The 20,756-nt window shown below is 55.7% G+C and carries 16 protein-coding genes; 12 read left to right on the plus strand and 4 right to left on the minus strand.

The features are described 5' to 3' along the window. The first annotated feature begins 82 nt into the window (after positions 1 to 82). From AC0Z7K_RS07665 to AC0Z7K_RS07710, 10 genes are all read left to right on the plus strand, one after another. The gene (locus tag AC0Z7K_RS07665; protein ID WP_485613704.1) at positions 83 to 1,243 is read left to right on the plus strand and encodes an efflux RND transporter periplasmic adaptor subunit; all 1,161 of its coding nucleotides are present in this window, start codon (positions 83 to 85) and stop codon (positions 1,241 to 1,243) included. Beyond that, the gene (locus AC0Z7K_RS07670) at positions 1,243 to 4,353 is read left to right on the plus strand and encodes an efflux RND transporter permease subunit (RefSeq protein WP_485613706.1); all 3,111 of its coding nucleotides are present in this window, start codon (positions 1,243 to 1,245) and stop codon (positions 4,351 to 4,353) included. Before AC0Z7K_RS07665 ends, AC0Z7K_RS07670 begins: the two co-directional genes overlap by 1 nt. A 6-nt stretch (positions 4,354 to 4,359) precedes the next feature. Then, positions 4,360 to 5,730, plus strand: coding sequence for an efflux transporter outer membrane subunit (locus AC0Z7K_RS07675; protein WP_485613923.1), 1,371 nt, complete (start codon positions 4,360 to 4,362; stop codon positions 5,728 to 5,730). 95 nt (positions 5,731 to 5,825) lie between these two features. Beyond that, complete coding sequence (locus tag AC0Z7K_RS07680) at positions 5,826 to 6,212, plus strand: methionine-R-sulfoxide reductase (protein ID WP_485613707.1); 387 nt, start codon at positions 5,826 to 5,828, stop codon at positions 6,210 to 6,212. A 200-nt stretch (positions 6,213 to 6,412) separates the two neighbouring features. After that, positions 6,413 to 7,216, plus strand: coding sequence for an ATP-binding cassette domain-containing protein (locus AC0Z7K_RS07685; protein ID WP_485613708.1), 804 nt, complete (start codon positions 6,413 to 6,415; stop codon positions 7,214 to 7,216). Beyond that, on the plus strand, positions 7,216 to 8,037 hold the full coding sequence (locus AC0Z7K_RS07690; protein ID WP_485613709.1) for an ATP-binding cassette domain-containing protein: 822 nt from the start codon (positions 7,216 to 7,218) through the stop codon (positions 8,035 to 8,037). The genes AC0Z7K_RS07685 and AC0Z7K_RS07690 overlap by 1 nt, the downstream gene beginning before the upstream one ends. 4 nt (positions 8,038 to 8,041) lie before the next feature. Further along, positions 8,042 to 9,280 carry an MDR family MFS transporter gene (locus AC0Z7K_RS07695; protein WP_485613711.1) on the plus strand — a complete coding sequence of 413 codons (1,239 nt, stop codon included), beginning with the start codon at positions 8,042 to 8,044 and terminating at the stop codon, positions 9,278 to 9,280. A 13-nt stretch (positions 9,281 to 9,293) separates the two neighbouring features. Continuing rightward, positions 9,294 to 10,802 carry an ABC transporter substrate-binding protein gene (locus AC0Z7K_RS07700; RefSeq protein WP_485613712.1) on the plus strand — a complete coding sequence of 503 codons (1,509 nt, stop codon included), beginning with the start codon at positions 9,294 to 9,296 and terminating at the stop codon, positions 10,800 to 10,802. Continuing rightward, entirely contained in the window at positions 10,802 to 12,586 is a 1,785-nt protein-coding gene (locus AC0Z7K_RS07705; protein WP_485613713.1) for an ABC transporter permease subunit, read from the plus strand. The genes AC0Z7K_RS07700 and AC0Z7K_RS07705 overlap by 1 nt, the downstream gene beginning before the upstream one ends. A gap of 64 nt (positions 12,587 to 12,650) precedes the next feature. Next, positions 12,651 to 13,580 carry a DMT family transporter gene (locus AC0Z7K_RS07710; protein ID WP_413530780.1) on the plus strand — a complete coding sequence of 310 codons (930 nt, stop codon included), beginning with the start codon at positions 12,651 to 12,653 and terminating at the stop codon, positions 13,578 to 13,580. A gap of 229 nt (positions 13,581 to 13,809) precedes the next feature. Here AC0Z7K_RS07710 and AC0Z7K_RS07715 read toward each other — a convergent pair whose 3' ends face one another. Both AC0Z7K_RS07715 and AC0Z7K_RS07720 read right to left on the minus strand, forming a co-directional pair. Then, the gene (locus AC0Z7K_RS07715) at positions 13,810 to 14,841 is read right to left on the minus strand and encodes a methionine synthase (RefSeq protein WP_413530779.1); all 1,032 of its coding nucleotides are present in this window, start codon (positions 14,839 to 14,841) and stop codon (positions 13,810 to 13,812) included. A gap of 26 nt (positions 14,842 to 14,867) precedes the next feature. Further along, positions 14,868 to 15,851: a DUF1852 domain-containing protein gene (locus tag AC0Z7K_RS07720; RefSeq protein ID WP_485613715.1), complete on the minus strand. Its 984-nt coding sequence runs from the start codon at positions 15,849 to 15,851 to the stop codon at positions 14,868 to 14,870. A 370-nt stretch (positions 15,852 to 16,221) separates the two neighbouring features. On the opposite strand from AC0Z7K_RS07720, the gene AC0Z7K_RS07725 reads away from it, so the two are divergent. Further along, the gene (locus AC0Z7K_RS07725) at positions 16,222 to 16,932 is read left to right on the plus strand and encodes a GntR family transcriptional regulator (RefSeq protein WP_413530777.1); all 711 of its coding nucleotides are present in this window, start codon (positions 16,222 to 16,224) and stop codon (positions 16,930 to 16,932) included. Here the strand turns inward: AC0Z7K_RS07725 and AC0Z7K_RS07730 are convergent. Next, complete coding sequence (locus AC0Z7K_RS07730) at positions 16,929 to 18,128, minus strand: enolase C-terminal domain-like protein (RefSeq protein WP_485613717.1); 1,200 nt, start codon at positions 18,126 to 18,128, stop codon at positions 16,929 to 16,931. The genes AC0Z7K_RS07725 and AC0Z7K_RS07730 overlap by 4 nt on opposite strands. 328 nt (positions 18,129 to 18,456) lie before the next feature. On the opposite strand from AC0Z7K_RS07730, the gene AC0Z7K_RS07735 reads away from it, so the two are divergent. Continuing rightward, complete coding sequence (locus AC0Z7K_RS07735; RefSeq protein ID WP_413530828.1) at positions 18,457 to 19,845, plus strand: PTS transporter subunit EIIC; 1,389 nt, start codon at positions 18,457 to 18,459, stop codon at positions 19,843 to 19,845. A 5-nt stretch (positions 19,846 to 19,850) separates the two neighbouring features. Here AC0Z7K_RS07735 and AC0Z7K_RS07740 read toward each other — a convergent pair whose 3' ends face one another. Next, a complete protein-coding gene (locus AC0Z7K_RS07740; RefSeq protein WP_485613718.1) occupies positions 19,851 to 20,723 on the minus strand; it encodes a fumarylacetoacetate hydrolase family protein in 873 nt (290 codons plus the stop codon). Positions 20,724 to 20,756 lie beyond the last annotated feature (33 nt).

The following is a 20,756-nucleotide window of genomic DNA, read 5'->3' on the forward strand; positions in this document are numbered from 1 at the left end:
TCTGCCCTTAATATTTCCGCATTATATTTATAATGCGGTCACCGGGATTTTCATGCCTGTTTCAGACTGACGGAAAACCATCATGCCAATAAGACCCATAAAACTCACCTGCCTGTTCGTTATTCTCGGGCTGAGCGGTTGCGATAATTCGCCGACGGTTCAGCAAGCCCCGGCCCCCACCGACGTGGGCATTGTCACGCTTAAAGCCCAACCGTTTAATCTTGTCAGCGAATTAACCGGGCGCACCACCGCCACGCTGACTGCCGATGTGCGGCCACAGGTGGGCGGGATTATTCAGAAACGGCTGTTTACCGAAGGCGATATCGTCAGGGCCGGTCAGGCGCTGTATCAGATTGATCCGTCATCTTATAAAGCCACCTACGATCAGGCCGCCGCTGCGTTGAAAAGCGCCAAAGCACTGGTGATTTCCGACTGTCAGAAAGCGAAGCGCTACGCCACGTTGGTGAAACAGCAAGGTGTGTCGCAGCAGGACGCCGATGATGCGCAATCCGCGTGTGCGGAAGACCGTGCCAGCGTCGATGAAAAAGCCGCCTCGCTGGAAACCGCCAGAATCAATCTCGACTGGACGCGCGTCACCTCCCCCATTGACGGACGCATTGGCATCTCTTCTGTCACGCCAGGCGCGCTCGTTTCCGCCTCGCAGGACACCGCGCTCGCCACCGTGCGAAATCTCGATTCGATGTATGTCGATCTCACCCGATCCAGTGCCGATTTACTGAGCCTGCGCAAACGCGCGCTGGCGACCAACAGCGATACGCTCGGCGTCACGCTGACGCTGGAAGACGGCTCGATATATGCCGAAAAAGGACGTCTGGAGCTGACCGAAGTGGCCGTCGATGAAGCCACAGGTTCTGTCACCCTGCGCGCCGTGTTCCCGAATCCGAAACACGTGTTATTACCCGGTATGTTTATTCGTGCTGCGGTCGATGAAGGTGTAGTCGAAAATGCGATTCTGGCACCGCAGCAGGGCATTACCCGCGACGCGAAAGGCGAAGCCACCGCGCTGGTCGTCACGGCAGAAAACAAAGTTGAACAGCGCCATGTGGAAACCGGTGAAGCGACCGGCACCTTTTGGGTAATTACCAAAGGCCTGCAGGCAGGGGATCGCATACTGGTAGAAGGCAACGATAAAGTAGCCGCCGGTGACACCGTCAAACCGGTAGAAGTACAACCCGCCGTCGTGAATGACAACACCACCCAAAGCATTGAAGGAGCAGCCTGATGTTTTCACGCTTCTTTGTACGCCGCCCGGTGTTCGCGTGGGTGATTTCTATTCTGATCATGATGGCCGGTGTGATGGCGATCCGCACGCTGCCTGTGGCGCAGTATCCGGACGTCGCGCCGCCGTCGGTTAAAATCAAAGCTACCTATACCGGCGCTTCCGCCGAAACCCTTGAAAACAGCGTCACGCAGGTCATCGAGCAGCAGCTTACCGGTCTCGATAACCTGCTGTATTTTAGTTCAAGCAGCAGCTCGGACGGCTCTGTGGATATCACCGTCACCTTCCAGCAAGGCACTAACGCGGATACCGCGCAGGTACAGGTGCAGAATAAAGTGCAGCAGGCCGAGTCGCGCCTGCCGACGGAAGTGCAGGAAGCGGGCGTGACCGTCACTAAATCGCAATCCAGCTTCCTGCTGATCATGGCGGTGTACGATAAAACCGACAAAGCCACCAGTTCGGACATCGCCGACTGGCTGGTGAGTAACATGCAGGATCCGCTGGCGCGCGTCAGCGGCGTCGGCAGTCTGCAAGTGTTCGGGGCGGAATACGCCATGCGCATCTGGATGGATCCGACCAAACTGGCGGCCTATGACCTGATGCCGTCCGACGTGCAAAGTGCGATTGAAGCGCAGAACGTGCAGATTTCAGCCGGTAAAATCGGCGGACTGCCCTCTTCAGACACGCAGCAGCTGACCGCCACCGTGCGGGCGCAGTCACGTCTGCAAACCCCGGAGCAGTTTCGCAATATTATCGTTAAGAGCAATACCGGCGGCGCGGTTGTGCGCATCAGCGACATCGCCCGTGTCGAGATGGGCAGCGAAGATTACACCGCGTCTTCACAGCTGAACGGCCATCCGGCGGCAGGTGTCGCCGTGATGCTGGCACCCGGAGCCAACGCACTCGATACGGCGACGCTGGTAAAAAATACCATTGCCGAATACCAGCGCAGCATGCCGAAAGGCTATGACGTGGCGTATCCGAAAGACAGCACTGACTTCATCAAAATCTCCGTTCAGGACGTGATCAAAACGCTGGTCGAAGCCATCGTGCTGGTGATCGTGGTGATGTACCTGTTTATGCAGAATATACGTGCCACGTTGATCCCGGCGCTGGCGGTGCCCGTCGTTCTGCTCGGCACCTTCGGCGTGCTCGCGCTGTTCGGGTATTCGATCAACACCCTGACGCTGTTCGCCATGGTGCTGGCCATCGGGCTGCTGGTGGATGACGCCATTGTGGTGGTGGAAAACGTTGAGCGAATAATGCACGAGGAAGGGCTTTCCGCCCGCGAAGCCACCGAAAAATCGATAGGTGAAATTTCCGGCGCGCTGGTGGCGATTGCGCTGGTCCTCTCCGCCGTCTTCCTGCCGATGGCTTTCTTCGGCGGCTCGACCGGCGTTATCTACCGCCAGTTCTCCGTCACCATTATCTCCGCGATGATCCTCTCGGTGGTGGTAGCGCTGACGTTAACTCCGGCACTGTGCGGCGCGTTTCTGCGTCATAAACCGCAGGCCAAAACCGGCTTCTTCGGCGGCTTCAACCGCCTCTATTCACGCACTGAAAACCGCTATGAGAATGGCGTGATGCATGGCCTGCGCCGCCCGGTGGCGATGGTGCTGCTGTACGGCGCCATGTCAGCGGTAATGGCGTTCGTCATGTACAGCCTGCCCGGCAGTTTTCTGCCAACCGAAGATCAGGGCGAAATCATGGTGCAATACACCCTGCCTGCCGGCGCGACGGCCAACCGTACCGAAGCGGTGAACGACCGTGTGACGCAGTGGTTCCTCGATAAAGAGAAAGACAATACCAACGTTATCTTCACCATCACCGGGTTTAACTTCAGCGGCAGCGGCCAGAACGCCGGTATGGCGTTCGTCTCGCTGAAAAACTGGGACGACCGACCGGGCAGCACCAATACCGCGCAATCCATCGCCGGGCGCGCGATGCGGGATTTATCGGTTATTCGGGACGCAAAAGTCATCGCCATGACGCCACCGGCGGTAGACGGCCTCGGCCAGAGTAACGGTTTCACCTTTGAACTGATGTCCACCGGCGGCACCAGCCGTGACGAACTGATGAAACTGCGCACCGAACTGCTGGCGCTGGCGGGTAAAAGCCCGGAACTCCAGTCGGTGCGCGCCAACGACTTACCGCAAATGCCACAGCTACAGGTGGATATCGACAACAATAAAGCCGTGGCGCTCGGGTTATCGCTCAGTGACGTCACCGCCACCCTGAGCAGCGCGTGGGGCGGTACCTACGTCAACGATTTCATCGATCGCGGACGGGTCAAGGAAGTCTTCATTCAGGGCGACACTCAGTTCCGTTCTAAACCGGCAGACCTGGATAAATGGTTTGTGCGCAACAGCGATGGCACCAGCATGACGCCGTTCTCCGCCTTCGCCACCACCCGCTGGAGCTATGGCCCGGAAAGCCTGTCGCGCTACAACGGTTCTACCTCGTTTGAGATTCAGGGCGAAAACACTGACGGCTACAGCTCAGGTGCTGCCATGGCAAAAATGGAGGCGCTGGCGGATCAGCTGCCCGCAGGTTCGACGTGGGCGTGGAGCGGATTATCGTTGCAGGAAAAGCTCGCCAGCGGCCAGGCGCTGAGCCTGTATGCCATCTCGATTCTGGTGGTGTTCCTGTGCTTAGCCGCGCTGTACGAAAGCTGGTCGGTGCCGTTCTCGGTCATTCTGGTTATTCCGCTCGGCCTGCTCGGTGCCTCACTGGCGGCGTCGTTCCGCGGCCTTAATAACGACGTGTACTTCCAGGTGGCGCTGCTGACCACCATCGGGCTTTCGTCGAAAAACGCCATTCTGATCGTCGAATTCGCCGAAGCCGCACTTAAACAGGGCAGTACGCTGACCGCCGCCGCTGTTTCCGCCGCCCGCACCCGTTTAAGACCGATTTTGATGACCTCGCTGGCGTTTATCGCCGGGGTGATGCCGCTGGCGATTGCCACCGGCGCAGGCGCCAACAGCCGCATCGCAATCGGGACCGGCATCATTGGGGGCACGCTTACCGCCACCCTGCTGGCTATTTTCTTTGTTCCGCTGTTCTTCGTGCTGGTGAAAAAAGTGTTCACCCGCCACAAAGACGCGCAGGAGTAAGACATGATTTTTCGTCTGAGTATTCTTTCGTTGTCCATGCTGCTGGCAGGCTGTATTTCGCTGGATCCCGATTATCAGCGCCCCGCCGCCCCGGTGCCGTCCGTGTGGGCGGCGCAGGGAACCCCGGCAGACGCCAGTGCCGTGCTGACCGACTGGCAGCACATCATGACCGACGCACGCCTCAACAACGTGGTCGAACGGGCGCTGACCAGCAACCGTGATTTGCAGGAAGCGATTGCTGATATCGAATCCGCCCGCGCCCTGTACGGCGAGCAGCGCGCCAGCCTGTTCCCCACCGTGGATGCCGAGCTGTCGCAAACCCGCAGCCGGACGCAGGATGCGGGCGTCAGCAGCAGCGCCACTGCAGATGGCGCGGTGAGCAGCTTTGAAATTGATTTATTTGGCCGCAACCGCAGTCTGAGTCAGGCGGCGAAAGAGACCTGGCTGGCGAGCGAATCCACCGCCCTGAACACCCGTCTGACGCTGATTGCCGAAACCAGCACCGCGTGGATCACGCTGGCTGCGGATAACAGCAATCTGAAACTGGCGCAGGACACCATGACCAGCGCCGCCGATTCCCTGCGTATCACGCAACTGCGGCAAAAAGAAGGCGTAGCCTCCGGGCCGGACGTCAGCTCCTCGATGGCGATTTATCAGCAGGCGCGCGCCAGCGTCGCCAGCTATCAGACACTGGTCGCGCAGGACATCAATGCGCTGAACCTGTTGGTCGGCGACACCGTGCCGCAAAATCTGCTGCCGGGTACGCTCGAATCACTGTCACCGCAGGCCATCGCGCTGGTGCCTGCCGGGGTGTCCTCCTCGGTATTATTGCGCCGCCCGGACGTGCAGGAAGCCGAGCACAACCTGAAAAGCGCCAATGCGGATATCGGTGCCGCGCGGGCGAACTTCTTCCCGTCGCTGTCGCTGACCGCCAGCGCAGGCGTCGGCAGCAGCTCGCTCTCGAACCTGTTCAGCCACGGCACCAATGTGTGGTCATTCGCCCCGAGCCTTTCCCTGCCGCTGTTCACTGGCGGCAGCAACACCGCGCAGTTACGTTATGCCGAAGCGGAGAAAAAGGGGCTGATCGCCGCCTATGAAAAAGCCATTCAAAGCGCCTTCAAAGACGTCTCCAACGCCCTCGCACGCCGCGCAACGCTGGATGAGCAAATGGATGCACAACAGCAATACGTCGCTGCCGCGCAAAGCAGCTACGATATTTCCCTTCGCAGCTATCAAGCCGGAGCCGGTGATTACCTGACGGTGCTCACTAATCAGCGTTCATTGTGGTCGGCACAGCTGGATTTAATCGCCCTGCAACAGACCGATTTTGAAAACCGGATTACGCTGTGGCAGTCGCTGGGGGGTGGCGTGAAGTAAGACGTCGCAGGCAGGAAGGCACTTGCAGCTATACTCTATAGCCACAATATAGAGATACACTATCGCTGCAATGTCACCTGCCTGGAGCAATTATAATGAACAGAGAACTGAATGATTTTGAACGTTTTGTCATCGAAAACAAAGGGACAGAGCGCCCGAATACCGGCGAGTATAACGACCATTTTTCGCCAGGCCGTTATGTCTGCAAAAGATGCTCTGCGCCGCTCTATTCCTCAGAACACAAATTCGAATCCCATTGCGGATGGCCTGCTTTCGACGATGAAATTCCGGGTGCGGTAGAACGTGTACCGGATGCCGATGGCCGCAGGACGGAAATCGTTTGTGCCAACTGCAAAGCGCATTTGGGGCATGTTTTTGAGGGCGAATATTTAACTGAGAAGAATCTGCGTCACTGCGTCAATTCTGTCTCAATGATTTTTGAAAGCGCCGACGAGCAAGGCAATTATCATAAAGCAGAATAAGCGCTGATTCTGACAGAACGCTGTTTCGGACATTTTTTGTCTTAAGAATCCTGCTGAAATAAGGGTTAAATAAAGACCCTGTTATTTCTACGCACATTCCCGGTGAGAATAAAAATCACAAAACCTTTTGCATCAAATTGATACATTTTGTTATGTTATCACATATCATGTATTCAAAGACGATGAGCGGGTTGAAGGGAATGACAGCAGAAAAGGCGAAAAAGTGCCCACCGGTTCTGGCGGTAGAGGGGCTGACGTTATGGATCGCCGGTGAAAAGCGCATCTCGGACGTCAGCTTTCGCATCCATGCGGGCGAGCGCGTTTGTCTGCTCGGCGCGTCCGGGTGCGGCAAATCCCTGACCGCCAAAACCATCACCGGTACACCGCCAGCGGGTGTGCGCCTCAGTGGCAGCATTCGTGTCAACGGTGTGGAAGTCTGCGGGAAACATCCGATTATGCGGCCTCATGCAGGCCACGTGGCGACGGTGTTTCAGGATTCTTCCACCGCACTGAATCCGCTGATGACGCTCGGTAAACAATTGCGTCTCGCCCTGCCCGCTGCCTGCGAGGATGAAATCGCGGCCATGCTAGAGGCCGTCGGGCTCGGCGATATTCCACGCTTTGCGGCCCGTTATCCGGCGGAGCTTTCCGGCGGTCAGCGCCAGCGTTTATGTATCGCGCTGGCAATGCAGTCATCCTCTTCCCTTTTGGTCGCTGATGAGCCGACTACCGCGCTCGATGTACTGACCCAGCAAAGAGTCATCGACGTAATGCGCGAGGCCTGTGATGCTCGCGCACTGCTGTTTATCACCCATGACATCACGGTCGCTGCGCAGCTTTGCCAGCATGCGCTGGTGATGGAAAATGGCCGGCTGGTGGAATCCGCCAGCATGGCGCAGTTACTGTCGCATCCGCAGCATCCTTACACTCAGCGTCTGGTTCACGCGGCTAAAGAGGCCGCACTGCCTCAGCAAATGTCATCTCTTTGCGCAGTGGCGGTCTGATGTCACCTTCCCTGCATCTGGTTACCGAACCATTTCTGCACCTTCACAACGTCAGCCGCCATCTCTCACTGCCACGCGCTTTCTGGCGGGCACCGGTGGAGCCCAATATGCTGTTCTCGCGTTTGTCGCTCAGTGTTGGTCGCCATGAACGCATCGCACTGGTGGGGGCGTCCGGCTGTGGAAAATCGTCACTGCTCAAAATTCTGCTGGCGATGGACGCACCGGACAGCGGCGAGGTGTTCTGCGACGGCGTGCAAATTCGCCCCGGTTCAGCGCGTTCGCTGCGCGGGTACCGTCGCCGCGTGCAATATATTCCGCAGGATCCGGCCGGTTCACTGCCGCCGAATCACACCATCAGCCAGATCCTGGCGGAGCCGCTCAAACGCCTCGGTTATCACGGCGAAATCTTGTCGCGCATGCGTGAAGTTCTGACGCAGGTCGGGCTGTGTGAAACGCTGCTGCACCGCAAAGCGGGCGCATTGTCCGGCGGCCAGGCGCAGCGCGCAGCGATCGCCCGTGCGCTGGCGATTTCCCCTGAATTTCTGATTGCCGATGAACCGGTCAGCGGGCTGGATCTGCCACTGCGCGCGCAAATCAAACAGCTATTGCAGCAGGTGACGCAGCAAAACGGCATGGGGTTGCTGATGGTGACGCACGATATCTCGATGATCACCGGGTTGTGCGAGCGGCTGCTGGTCATGCACGCCGGCCAGATTATCGAAGACCGCGCAACACAAGATATTCTGCGTTTACCGCACCACCCGCATACCCGCCAGCTGTTGCAGGCGATCCCTCATTTACCTTTGACCTCTAACGGATAACCGGATGTTTACCCGCACTTTTTCGCGCACTGGCGCACCCTGGCCGCCGTTGCTGCTCGGCAGTAATCTGGTATTTAACATTGGCTTTTACGCGGTTGTGCCGTTTCTCGCCATCTTCCTGCGCGATGACATGCTGCTCTCAGGCTGGGCGATCGGGCTGGTGCTCGGGCTGCGTACTTTTTCGCAGCAGGGGATGTTTTTAGTTGGCGGCGCGTTGTCCGATCGCTTCGGTGCGCGGAGGGTGATTCTGTGCGGCTGTGTGGTGCGCATCGCCGGGTATCTGCTGCTCGGGCTTTCTGACACGCTGACGCCGGTGATTATCGGGGCCTGTCTGACCGGCATCGGCGGCGCATTGTTTTCGCCCTCTATCGAGGCGTTGCTGGCGCAGGCCGGGACGCACAGCGAGAAAGCGGGAAAGCGCAGCCGCGCCGAGTGGTTCGCGCTGTCAGCCGTGTGTGCGGAGCTGGGCGCAGTGCTCGGGCCGCTGCTCGGATCGCTGCTGTCCGGCTACGGTTTTCAGCCGGTGGCGCTGGCCGGTTCCGGCCTGTTCCTGGTGGCGCTGGTGGCCTTGTTCTTCACCCTGCCCGCAGCGCCGAAACGCGCAGCTGAACTGAAAATTGTCCCGTGGTGGCAGACCTTCCGTCAGCCGCGCTTTGTGGCCTTTATCGTGGCTTACAGTGCTTATCTGTTCAGCTACAACCAGCTGTATCTGGCGTTGCCGGTAGAACTGCGCCGTTCCGGCGGCAGCGAGCAGGATCTCGGGCCGCTGTTTGTGCTGGCGTCAGTTCTGGTGATCGTACTGCAAATGCCACTGGCGCGTTTCTCCCGCCGGACTGGTGCGCGAATCATCCTGCCTGCAGGGTTTCTGATGCTCTCTTCAGCCTTCGTCGCTGTCGCGCTGTTTGCGTGGACGGTGCCGCCGGAAGGCTGGCTGCGCCTGCTGCCGTCGGTGCTGCTGATCACGCTGCTGACCGTCGGCCAGATGCTGATTGTGCCGGTGGGAATGGATCTCATACCGCGCTTTGCCGGGCAACATAATCTGGGCGCGCATTACGGTGCACTCTCCTCTATGGGCGGGATTGCCGTGCTGGCGGGTAATTTCCTCCTGGGCGGCCTGCTTGATGACGCGCTGGTGCCGTCGCCCGGCGCAGTAATCCCCTGGCTGGCGCTGGCCGCCGTCCCGTTTTTAAGCGCACTGGCGATGTGGCGAATCTGCCGCCAGCTGCCTCCTCCCGCAATCTGACAAGGAATTTCTGATGTCACCGTTACGCATAAGCCCGCTGGCCGGGCTGCTTTCTGCTGCACTTTTACTGACCGGTTGCTTCAACGAGGCCGATAAAACCCCCAAAAACAGCGGGGATGCGCGCCTGCGTCTGGCGATGTTACAACCGCCGCGATCAGGCCTGACGCCGCTCAGCGATGATGCGTTCAAACTTTCGCGCTGGAGTACGGCAGAAACGCTGGTCGTTCTCGATAAACTCGGTGAAGCGCAACCGGCGCTGGCGACAAAATGGCAGCAGACCGGTGAAAACAGCTGGCGGTTCGAACTGCGCCCTGATGTTAAATTTCACGACGGCACCGCGCTGGATGCAGCCACTGTCGTGAACGCGCTGACCGTTGCAGCGCACGCGGCACCCAAACCGCGCATTCTGGATGGCGTGCAACTGACCGCCGCTGCCGACGGCGAACGGGCGGTGATCGTCACCACGGCACAGCCGGATCCGCTGCTGCCACAGCGTTTATCCAGCCCGCAGCTGGCGGTGTTATCGCAAAAAGCCTACAGCGCCAGCGGCGTGGTAGATCCGCGTCATACCGGCTCCGGCCCGTTCGAACTGGTGCAGGTCAACGGCACCAGCAGCGCGCGCCTCGAACGTTTCGATGGCTACTGGGGTGAAAGCGCCAAAGCCAGCGGCATCGACGTCAGTTTTGTGCCGGACGGTACCGCCCGTAGCGCAGCTCTGCGTACCGGCACGGCGGATATTGTCGAAGCCATTCCGGTTTCGCAGGCGCCGTTGCTCGATCAACGCTTAATCCACGAAGTGCCGATGCCACGCACCAATACGCTGTATCTGAATACGAAGTCTGGCGTGATGCAGGATCCGTCGCTGCGTGCCGCCGTACGTGATGCGATAAACCGTCAGCAGCTGGTGGATAACGTCTACGAAAAACGCGCCGACGTGGCGCAGGGATTGCTCGGCCCGGCGTTACCCTGGGCGGCGCCGCTGCGACAACCGGTGAGCGCGCCGGTGACCGCGCGTAAACCGGCGGGTGAAACCATCACGCTGGCGACCTTCAGCGACCGTGCCGAACTGCCGGAAGTGGCGGTGTATCTGGCGCAGCAGCTGACCGCCGCCGGTTTTAACGTCAAACAGGTGGTGCGCGAATATTCACAAATCGAGACCGATGCGCTGGCGGGTAAATTCGACGCCTTTATTCTGTCCCGCGCCACAGTGCTCGATTCCGGCGATCCGGTAGCGTATTTGTACAGTGATTTTTCCTGTAAAGGCTCATTTAACATCGCCCAGCTTTGCCGCCCGGAAATCGATCAGGCGCTGCAACGTGCGTCGGTCATTCCGGCCGGCGTTGAACGGTGCAAAGCCATTATCCAGGCTGAAAACCTGATCCTCGCCACCGATGCCGCCATTCCTATGTTGCACGAACGCGTCATTCAGGGTGAAGCCGCTAATGTGCGCGATGCAGTGCGTGATCCGCGTGAACGCACGCTGATCAATGCCGCAACACAGCGCGTGGAAGAGACCGACTGATGAGTGAGTCCCTGTATTGCCGCACCTGCGCGGGGGTCAGCCGTTTTCGTCAGAGCCAGCCGACGACGTTGTTGCCACTGCTCTCCCGCCTGCTGACGCTGGCCGCGATTGTGGTGCTGATCGGCCTGCTGCCATGGCTTTCCGGCACCGATCCGGCGCTGTCTTTGCTTCGTGCCCGCTCCGGCGATCAGGAAGCAACGGCGGAGATACTGAACGCGATCCGCCTCTCGCTCGGGCTGGATCAGGGGCCGTGGCACGCGCTTGTACACTGGCTCAGCGGTCTGTTACGCGGTGATGCCGGGATATCGTGGGTATCGGGAATGCCAGTGTTGCCTGGCATGTTACGGGCAACTGGAGTTTCACTGACGCTGATGGCGTCGTCGGCGCTGGTGGCGATGATCATTGCATTGTTGCTCTGTGCGGGAACGCTTAAGCGTGGATTGCAGGGCGGTACGCCGCGTCCGGCGGGTTTTCTGGCGGCGCTGCTGACTGCGCTGCCAGAGTTTTTACTGGCTTCACTGTTGCTGATCGTCGGTGCGGTCTGGCTGTCGCTTTTTCCACCCTACGGCTGGCTCGGCTGGCATTACGCCGTCCTGCCCTCGCTGGCGCTGGGTTTGCCTGCGGGCGGCTACCTCGGACGTATTTATTCCGATGCACTGACCGGCACGTTTAACGAAAGCTGGCTGACGACGTGGAGCGTGCTCGGCATCAAACGCCGCCACACGGCGCTGGCGGTCGTCATGCGCACACTGCCGGGCGTGATGCCGTTAACCGGTCTTGTGCTGGTGGCGCTGACAGGTGGTGCTGTCGCGGTAGAAAAAGTGTTCGCCATCCCCGGTCTTGGTCGCGCAACGCTCGGCGCAGCCGCAGCCGGTGACTTACCGGCGTTGCAGACCGGCGTGCTGATCCTGCTGCTGCTGGCGTCCGTCACCGGCATGCTGGCAGGCGGCGCACGACGGTTGTTGCTTGGACGTGCGCTGTCGCTCGGCGCTGTGCCGGTTCCGGTGCAGGCCGCGCCAGCGCATAAACAACGGGCGTGGATCCCGTTGCTGTGTCTGGCAATTCTGGTGGCGATGGTGATTGCCGGTTTACCGCGCGACCCGCTGACATCCGGGTATCTGCGTTTACAGCCGCCGTCGCTGGCGCTGCCTTTCGGGGCGGATGCGATGGGGCGTGACCTTCTTGCCCGCGTCGCGCACGGCACGCTCAATACCTGCTTACAGGCGCTGGCCGTATCGTTAATGTGTCTGGTTATTGGCATGGCCGTCGGTGCTTTCCCGCGGGCGATGACCGGTCCTATCGAAGTGACCAACGCGCTACCGCCGGTGATCGCAGGATTAGTGGTCGCGGCGGTCAGCGGCCCGACCGCGACCGGTGCGATTATCGCCGTTACCGCCGTCAGCTGGGCGCCGCTCGCCGCGCATACCGCCGCGCTGGTGGCAGAGATTCAGGCACGTCCCTATATGAAAATGCTGCCGGTGGTGGGCACGGGGACGTTACGCCGCACGGTATTTTATGTGCTGCCTGCCCTCTCCGGCCCCTTACTGCGCCACGCCATGTTACGCCTGCCGGGCATCGCTCTGGCGCTGGCATCACTCGGCTTTCTGGGGCTGGGCGCACCGCCGCCAGTGCCGGAATGGGGGCGCGTTCTGGCTGAAGGGATGCCCTATATCGAACGCGCCGGATGGAGCGTCTTGGCGCCTGCCGTCGCGCTGGGCGTGTTATCGGTCATGGCGGTCACGCTGAGCAGCCTGAGAGGGAAAAAATCCGCCGCCGCACATTGAACCGTTATCTGAATCGCTAAATCGCGCTAAGCTGTCGGCTCGATTTTTTAAGGGGTGACAGGAAATGGATGCGCGTAAACCGCTGGACGGCTTCGCCAGCAGTGTAATGGTGGTGTTGTGTGTAATCTGGGGCGTGCAGCAGGTGGCTATCAAAAGTGCCGCCGCTGACATCACGCCGCTGTTGCAGGTCGCGCTGCGCTCCGGCATCGCCGGACTGGCGGTACTGATTTTGTTGCTGGTGCGCCAGCGTAAAATTCCTTTCAGCGCTGAAAATATCGGCCCCGGTTTGCTGGTCGGCCTGCTGTTTTCCATCGAGTTTATGTTTGTCGCCGAAGGCCTGCGGTTCACCACGGCGGCGCACATGGCCGTATTCCTCTATACCGCGCCAATCTTTGCCGCACTGGGGCTGCATTTTCTGGTACCGGAAGAAAGGCTGAGCGGGCTGCAATGGTCAGGCGTGGGCGTAACGTTCATTGGCGTGATTGTAGCGTTTCTGTTTGGCAGTCACGCCACGAATTCACCGCAGGCCAGCAACATGCTGCTCGGCGATTTCTTCGGGCTGCTTGCCGGAGCATTCTGGGGTATGACTACTCTTGTGGTGCGCCGCAGTAAACTTTCCTCAGGCAGCGCGACCATGACACTGTTCTATCAGCTGGCAGGCGCTTTCGTGCTGCTCGGCGGGCTGGCGGTGCTGACTGGCCAGACCCACTTTCATCTCACGCCGGTGTCGGTCACCAGCATGGTGTTTCAGAGCGTGGTCGTTACCTTCGCCAGCTATCTTGCCTGGTTTAGCCTGATGCGCCGATATCACGCCTCAAGACTGGGGATCCTGTCATTTATGACACCGGTGTTCGGCATTATCGCCGGTGTTGTTTTCCTGCACGAACCACTGAAGGTGAATTTCATTATCGGTGCCCTGCTTATTATGCTCGGCATTTTGACGGTCAGCGCCGAAAGCGTGTTGAAGCAGTGGGTGGCGAAGCGACGCGGGTGAGCCGGAAGGAGCAGAGCGATTAACGCATCGTAATGACGCATGAATTTTTAAGGTGAAACGTTTGAAGAACGCCAGAACGCATCTGGCGCTACTAGAAAGACCGGCGGATGTGCTGGCGGAAATTATGGAATCTCTATAAATCTTTCATCGCTCAACCGGGGATAGTTGGCGACCGGTCTGGTCGCTCAACCCGGACAGAACTCTCGTTTAGTGAACGCTTTTGGCGAAGTTATTTAGCCAGGAGTTCTTTTCGCACGATTTCTGCCCCTGCGCTTAACGCATCAAGCTTGCCTCTTGCAACTGAACGAGGTAATGGGATCATCCCGCAGTTGGTGCAAGGATAGAGCTTGTCGGCATCGACAAACTGCAAGGCTTTTCGAAGCGTCGCCGCGACTTCTTCTGGGGTTTCGATGGTATTAGTCGCCACGTCAATGGCGCCCACCATCACCTTTTTCCCGCGAATAAGTTCCAGAAGCTCTATCGGAACATGAGAGTTTTGACATTCCAGTGAAATAATATCGATATTCGATTTTTGCAGTTTTGGAAAAATCTCTTCGTATTGTCTCCACTCTGTCCCGAGCGTTTTTTTCCAATCTGTATTGGCTTTAATACCATAACCGTAGCAAATGTGTACCGCAGTTTCACATTTAAGCCCTTCAATGGCTCTCTCTAATGTGGCAATTCCCCAATCATTCACCTCATCGAAGAAAACATTAAATGCGGGCTCATCAAACTGGATAATATCGACACCCACGGCCTCTAATTCTTTGGCTTCTTCGTTGAGAATTTTAGCGAATTCCCAGGCCAGCTTTTCGCGGCTTTTATAATGATTATCATACAGCGTATCAATCATCGTCATCGGCCCTGGCAGAGCCCATTTAATAGGTTGACGTGTTTGCTGGCGTAAAAATTTGGCATCTTCAACAAAAACGGATTTTTGGCGACTTACCGGGCCAATGACTGTCGGTACACTGGCTTCATAGCGATTACGAATTTTAACCGTCTCACGTTTTTCGAAATCAACGCCGTTGAGATTCTCAATAAACGTAGTGACAAAATGCTGACGCGTTTGCTCGCCATCACTGACAATATCAATACCGGCTTGTTGTTGATCTTCCAGGCACAAACGCAGGGCATCTTTTTTGCCGTCAATTAATTCCTGATCTTGCAATTTCCAGGGTGACCAAAGTACTTCAGGTTGCGCAAGCCAGGAAGGCTTAGGTAAGCTGCCAGCCGTCGACGTAGGTAATAACTTTTTCATTATGGATGACCTTGTAATTTTGTTAATCAAAGAACGGAATTAGCAGTCCACTGTTCAAGAACACGTTGGTATGGTTTGATGAAGTTTTCCTCAGTAAACCTCCCCTGCTCAATAGCTAATTGGCTACGTTCCTCTCGATCATAAACAATTCGCGTTAAAGAATAATCCTGGAAATTCAGGCTTGGCTGATACTCTTTTCCTGCTGCTGAATTAGCATTATAAATCTCAGGTCGGTAAATCTTTTGGAAAGTCTCCATCGTGCTGATGGTACTTATCAGCTCAAGATTAGTGTAATCACTGAGTAAGTCGCCAGAAAAATAAAAAGCCAGAGGCGCGACGCTATTTTCAGGCATGAAATAACGGGCACGTAATCCCATTTTTGAGAAATACTCATCAGTCAGGGAAAGTTCATCCTGCTGATATTCCATACCCAATACCGGATGTTCATTACCCGTACGATAATAGGTGTTTTTACTTGAAACACTCAGACAAATGACCGGTGTTTTATTGAAATTGTCTTTATAAACATCTGAGTTTAGGAAGCATTTGAATATATTACCGTGGAATTCGCCAAAATTGTCCGGCAGGCTAAATTCAGTTTGTTTTTTATTGTGCTCTGGCAGTAATACGCTAAAATCAAAATCTCGTACATAAGAGGAAAAGTTATTTCCCACAATGCCGTCAAAGCGTTCGTTGGTTTTCTTATCAACAATATTGGTTTTCAATATTTCAATCACCGGGAAGGAATCGGCCTTTCCTTCAATGTGAATATTCAACTGAACAGTAATGATTTCCAGTTCGACTGAATAACGATCACCCTTCGGATTATCCCAATGTGCCAGGGAATTGAAGCGGTTATCAATCATCACCAGGGTGTTACGCAAGTTTTCCTGGCGCTTCTCACCCCTTGCCAGATTGGCAAAGTTGGTTGTAATACGCGTACTTTCCGAGGGGTTATAATTTTCGTCGAAACGAATGCTCTTAAGAGTAAAAGTAAATTCTTTATTCATTGTAATTTGACTTCCCGACTTCTGATATAAAACCTGATTTTATTGGTTGCTTTTCAGGGCTTCCCCGTTTTTTTGGTTTTTTAGCAGTCTTCATGTTTTATTAGGTTAACGGCGATGTACAATTTATGCCTGAGTCGTTGATTGAGGAAAAGTGATTTAATTTCACTGAACATGAACGATATTCATGATCGGGTATAGGATCAGGATAGCGGCAGGGAGATGTTCAGCGTGACTCACTGAACACCTGTAGTAAAGCAATGAATAAGAGGATTGATGATGCTCTTAATCCCTAAAAGGGATAAAACCGTGATTTGCCCTCCCCGCTCCCCCATGTTCAAATACTCTTTTGCCCGTTCTCACAGAAGCGCCGATGAAAAAAAGTGAATTTATCGCTCAGGATCTGCTGAGCAAGATTTATCAACACAGCGGATCACTCCCTGAAAAATTACCGCCGGAACGCCAGCTGGCAGAAGAGTATGGGGTTTCGCGTTTCACCGTGCGTAAGGCGCTGGAAAAAATGGTGAGCATCGGGGCGGTGCGGATCGTACAGGGCTCGGGGATTTACATTAATCCGGGCGTCAGCAGTAATCCGCTGGTATACAACTCGATCACTGAAAAGAAATTCACCGATATCAGTTTCAAAATGCTCGAGCTGCACAAACGGCGGCCGGACAAAGAAGAGCAGCAGGTCTTCGGATTAACCCGCGACGATTTTATCTGGGCATTCACCCGCTTGCGCCGCATTAATCAGCGCAATGTGCAGATCGAATACTCACGCATGCCAGCAGAGGGGTTTGCCGATCTGAATCAGACAACGATTGAGCATTCTATCCAGCAATACGTACTGAGCAAAGGCTATGCGATTTCGCATTCCCTCACCCGCTATCAGGCGGTGACGGTCAGTAAAGAGCAGGCGCAAACGCTCGGTTGCAAAAAAGGCATCGCCGCCATGCACATTACCAACAGAGGCATTTTGCAGGGCGGACGGGTGTATGCGTTCAGCGATATCGTAGATATCGATTATTCCTGCACCTACGTCATCCCGTTTAATCAGGACAATCTGGCCTTCCGCCAGACTTAAGGCGTGTGGATCACGCCGTTCGGCAGGCGGCTTTGCGTCCATTCATGCGGGCGATAGACCACCGGAAACTCATCCGCTGCCGACTGGTCAAAACCTACTCCGATCCCTACCTCTTCACTCGGATAAAAATAGCCGTTCTCCGGTGCCTGCGCGCCGGGGAAGACCTGCTGCGTATTCGCCGGATAGGCCACAAACTCCTGGATCGCAGCATTATGAAGATGGACGTTCAGATGCGTATTCACCGCAGCGCCGATGGGCGTCATGTCCGGCGGGCAATGCCACGCCAGCCGTACGCCGAAACTCTGGCAGAAATGCGCCAGTTTCAGCGCCGGGGTGATGCCGCCGATTTGCGAAACGTGGCAGCGGATGAAATCGATCCGGCGGTTGATAATCAGATCTCTCCACTCGGCCGGATTGTTAAACAGCTCGCCGGTCGCCAGCGGAACAGCGGTCTGGTTGCGGATCTGCGCCAGCCATTCGTTTTGATCCGGCGGCAGAATATCTTCGATAAAGTAAGGGCGATATTGCTCGACGGCTTTGGCGAACTGCACCGCCTGCTGCGGGAACAAACGTTCGTGAACATCGTGCAGAATGTGGAACTGATTGCCATATTTCTCACGCAGCGCTTTGAACATCGCCAGCGTGTTATCTATGTATTGATCCTGGTCGTAATACGCGCCTGCCGACGGTTCACGCGTGCTGTGGAAATCACGTGCATTACCGCCGTAAAAGCCCAGCTGGCAGCGGATGTGACGGTAACCTTCGGCCAGAAGACCGTCCACTTTCACATAGAGTTCTTCCAGCGTTTCCCCGGCCGCGTGGCTGTAGGCGGTCACTGCATCTTTCGATTTACCGCCAAACAGATGATACAACGGCATATTCGCCAGTTTACCTTTAATATCCCACAGCGCCATATCAATGCCTGCGATAGCGTTGTTAATCACCGGGCCGTTGCGCCAGTAAGCGTTGACCATCATCATCTGCCACAAATCTTCGATATGATTCGCATCGCGCCCAACCAGCAACGGCTTCAGATATTCATCGACCATCAGTTTGACCGCCAGAGGGCGCTGCTGGAACGTCGCGCAGCCCAGCCCGAAAACACCGCCGTCGGTTTCAATTCTCACCACCACTAAATTATGGCGATCCGGGCGCGTAATCTGGCATTCAATATTAGTAATCAGCACAGGCTGCATGAGAAATCCTTAATACTTTTCATAATGAAAGTCTGACTTGCCAGCAGAAGAAAATGGCAAAGGAATATTCGTATTGAGGTTATTTCAACGTATTTTCATCCTGCTTGTAAACCTTAAATTAATGAATTTATTTTGGTCTGAAAGCGACACCAATAACGCATTAAAACCGTACCAATTTTACTTTTCTCGCTGATAGTGTGGCTTTATAGTAATGTTATGTGATGGAGATCGGGTTTTATTGGTTTGTTTTTAAAAACGGGCGTCATTACACTTCATTCCCATCTGACAAAACCTTTCGTCACGGAGTTCCAGGGTGAATAAAGAAACAATGCAGTCAGTCATTAAACTGGTTGGCGGTGCAGAAAATATAAATAAAGTCTGGCATTGCATGACGCGCCTGCGTTTTGATTTAGCCGATGAAAATAAAGTCGCGTGGGAAGAGATTAAAAATCTGCCGGGCGTTTTAGGTGCACAAAGCCAAAGCAGCCAGGTACAGATTATCATCGGCCCAAAGGTCAATGTGTGGTACGAAGCTATCGTGTCACAGCTGGAACCGGTCGCCGGAGCAACAGGAAATGTTTCCACAAAAGGACGCAAAAGCCTGGTCTCGCTGTTTATGGACACGGTCTCCGGCGTGTTCGGGCCGATCGTTCCGGCCATCGCAGGTGCGGGGATGATCAAGGGGTTACTTGCCGGATTGATTGCGCTGAAAATCATTTCGGGAAAAAGCGAAACGGTGATGATCATTGATTTGATCGCCAGCGGTGTTTTCTACTTCCTGCCCTTCTTTCTGGCCGTCTCTGCCGCAAGGATCTTCAAGACCAACGAATATCTCGCCGCCGCGGTTGCCGCCTGCCTGATGTACCCGACGCTCATTGACGCCGCCAAAGCGCTGGCCAGCCATACCGCCGGCGCACCGACCGCGCTGTATTTTATGGATGTGCTGCCGGTTTCGGTCTTCAACTATTCGGCCAGCGTGATCCCGGTAATTTTCTCGGTACTGGCGCTGAGTTACATCCACCGTTGGGTGGATAAAATCATGCCGGACGTGCTGAAAACCGTTTTCACACCAACACTGACGTTGTTTATTGCCGCGCTGGTTTCACTCACGGTTATCGGCCCGGCGGGGATTTACCTGGGTAAACTACTGGCGTACGGGATCCAGGGATTATTTGACGTTTCGGCCGTGTTTGCGGGCTTTATCGTCGGGGCGATCCGGCCGGTGGCGATCCTCACCGGGATGCATCACGCTATGACGCCGATCGCGCTGCAAAACTTCACCGATCAGGGCTGGGACATGCTGATGCCAATGATGTTTATGGCCAACATGGCGATTGCCGGATCAACCTTTGCGATTTACTTCCACGTCAAAACCCGCGAACAGAAATCCGTGGTACTTTCGGCGGCGATTTCAGGGCTGTTGGGGATCACCGAACCGGCGCTGTTTGGCGTACTGACGCGCTACAAAAAAGCGTTTATCGCGACGACCATCAGCAGCTCGGTGGCGTCGGCGTTCATCGCGTTCTTCGGGGTGAGATTGTACGGCTATATTCTGTCGAGCATTTTCAGCCTGCCCGCCTACATTGGCCCGTACTTTATCTATGTTCTGATGGGCGTGACGCTGTCTCTGGGGCTGTCATTTACGCTGACGTATCTGATGGTAGTAAAAGGAAAAGGCACCGAACAGACGGCGCCTCTGGTAAATCAAATACGTTAATGTGTTCAGGCCGCTGTCTGGGACGCAATAACCTCAGTCAGCGCCGAATCCTGAATACGGTTGGTCAGACGGCCAATGTTTTCAATTTCCACTTCGATGACGTCATCCTGATGCAGGAAGAGCGGAGGAACGCGTGTTTTACCGACGCCGCCAGGTGAACCGGTCATGATCACATCGCCCGGTGAAAGCTGAGTAAAAGTGCTGATATAAGCGATGATCTGCGGGATGGTGTGGATCATGTTGGCGGTGGTGTCGTCCTGCACCAGACGGTTATTCAGCCAGGTTTTAATTTTCAGATTCTGCGGGTCACCCACTTCATCCGCAGTCACCAGCCACGGGCCAAACGCGCCGGTGGACGGCCAGTTTTTCCCGGCGGTGTACCATTTATGCTGCCAGTCACGCACCGAGCCATCCATATAACAGCTGTAGCCCGCGATATGATCAAGCGCATCTTCCACTGAAATGTTGCGGCCTGTGCGCCCGATAATAATCGCCAGCTCGCCTTCGTAATCAAACTCATTCGTCGATGCCGGTTTAATCACGATGTCGTTGTGCCCTACCTGAGAATCCGCAAAGCGGATAAACAACGTTGGCGCCGGATTCGTTTCGTTAAATTCTTTACGCTTTTCTGCGTAGTTCATGCCCACGCCGAAGATTTTGCCTGGACGGTCAATGACCGGCAGAAAACTTATGTCGTTCAACTGGAGATCGGCAGACAGTGCGACGTAGCGTTGCAGTGAGTCGAGCGGATGATGCGCCATGAATTCGTTAATATCCCGGCATCCGGAGCGGAGGCCAACGTCGACGATGCCGTCAGCGTTAAGGATGCCAAAACTTTTTGTGTGTTCTTTATTGATGACGAAATTAACAATTTTCATAGATGCACTCAGATTCTTATTTTACTTAAAACA

Source organism: Rahnella sp. 1L-D-7-B-C2 (genome assembly GCF_057290995.1).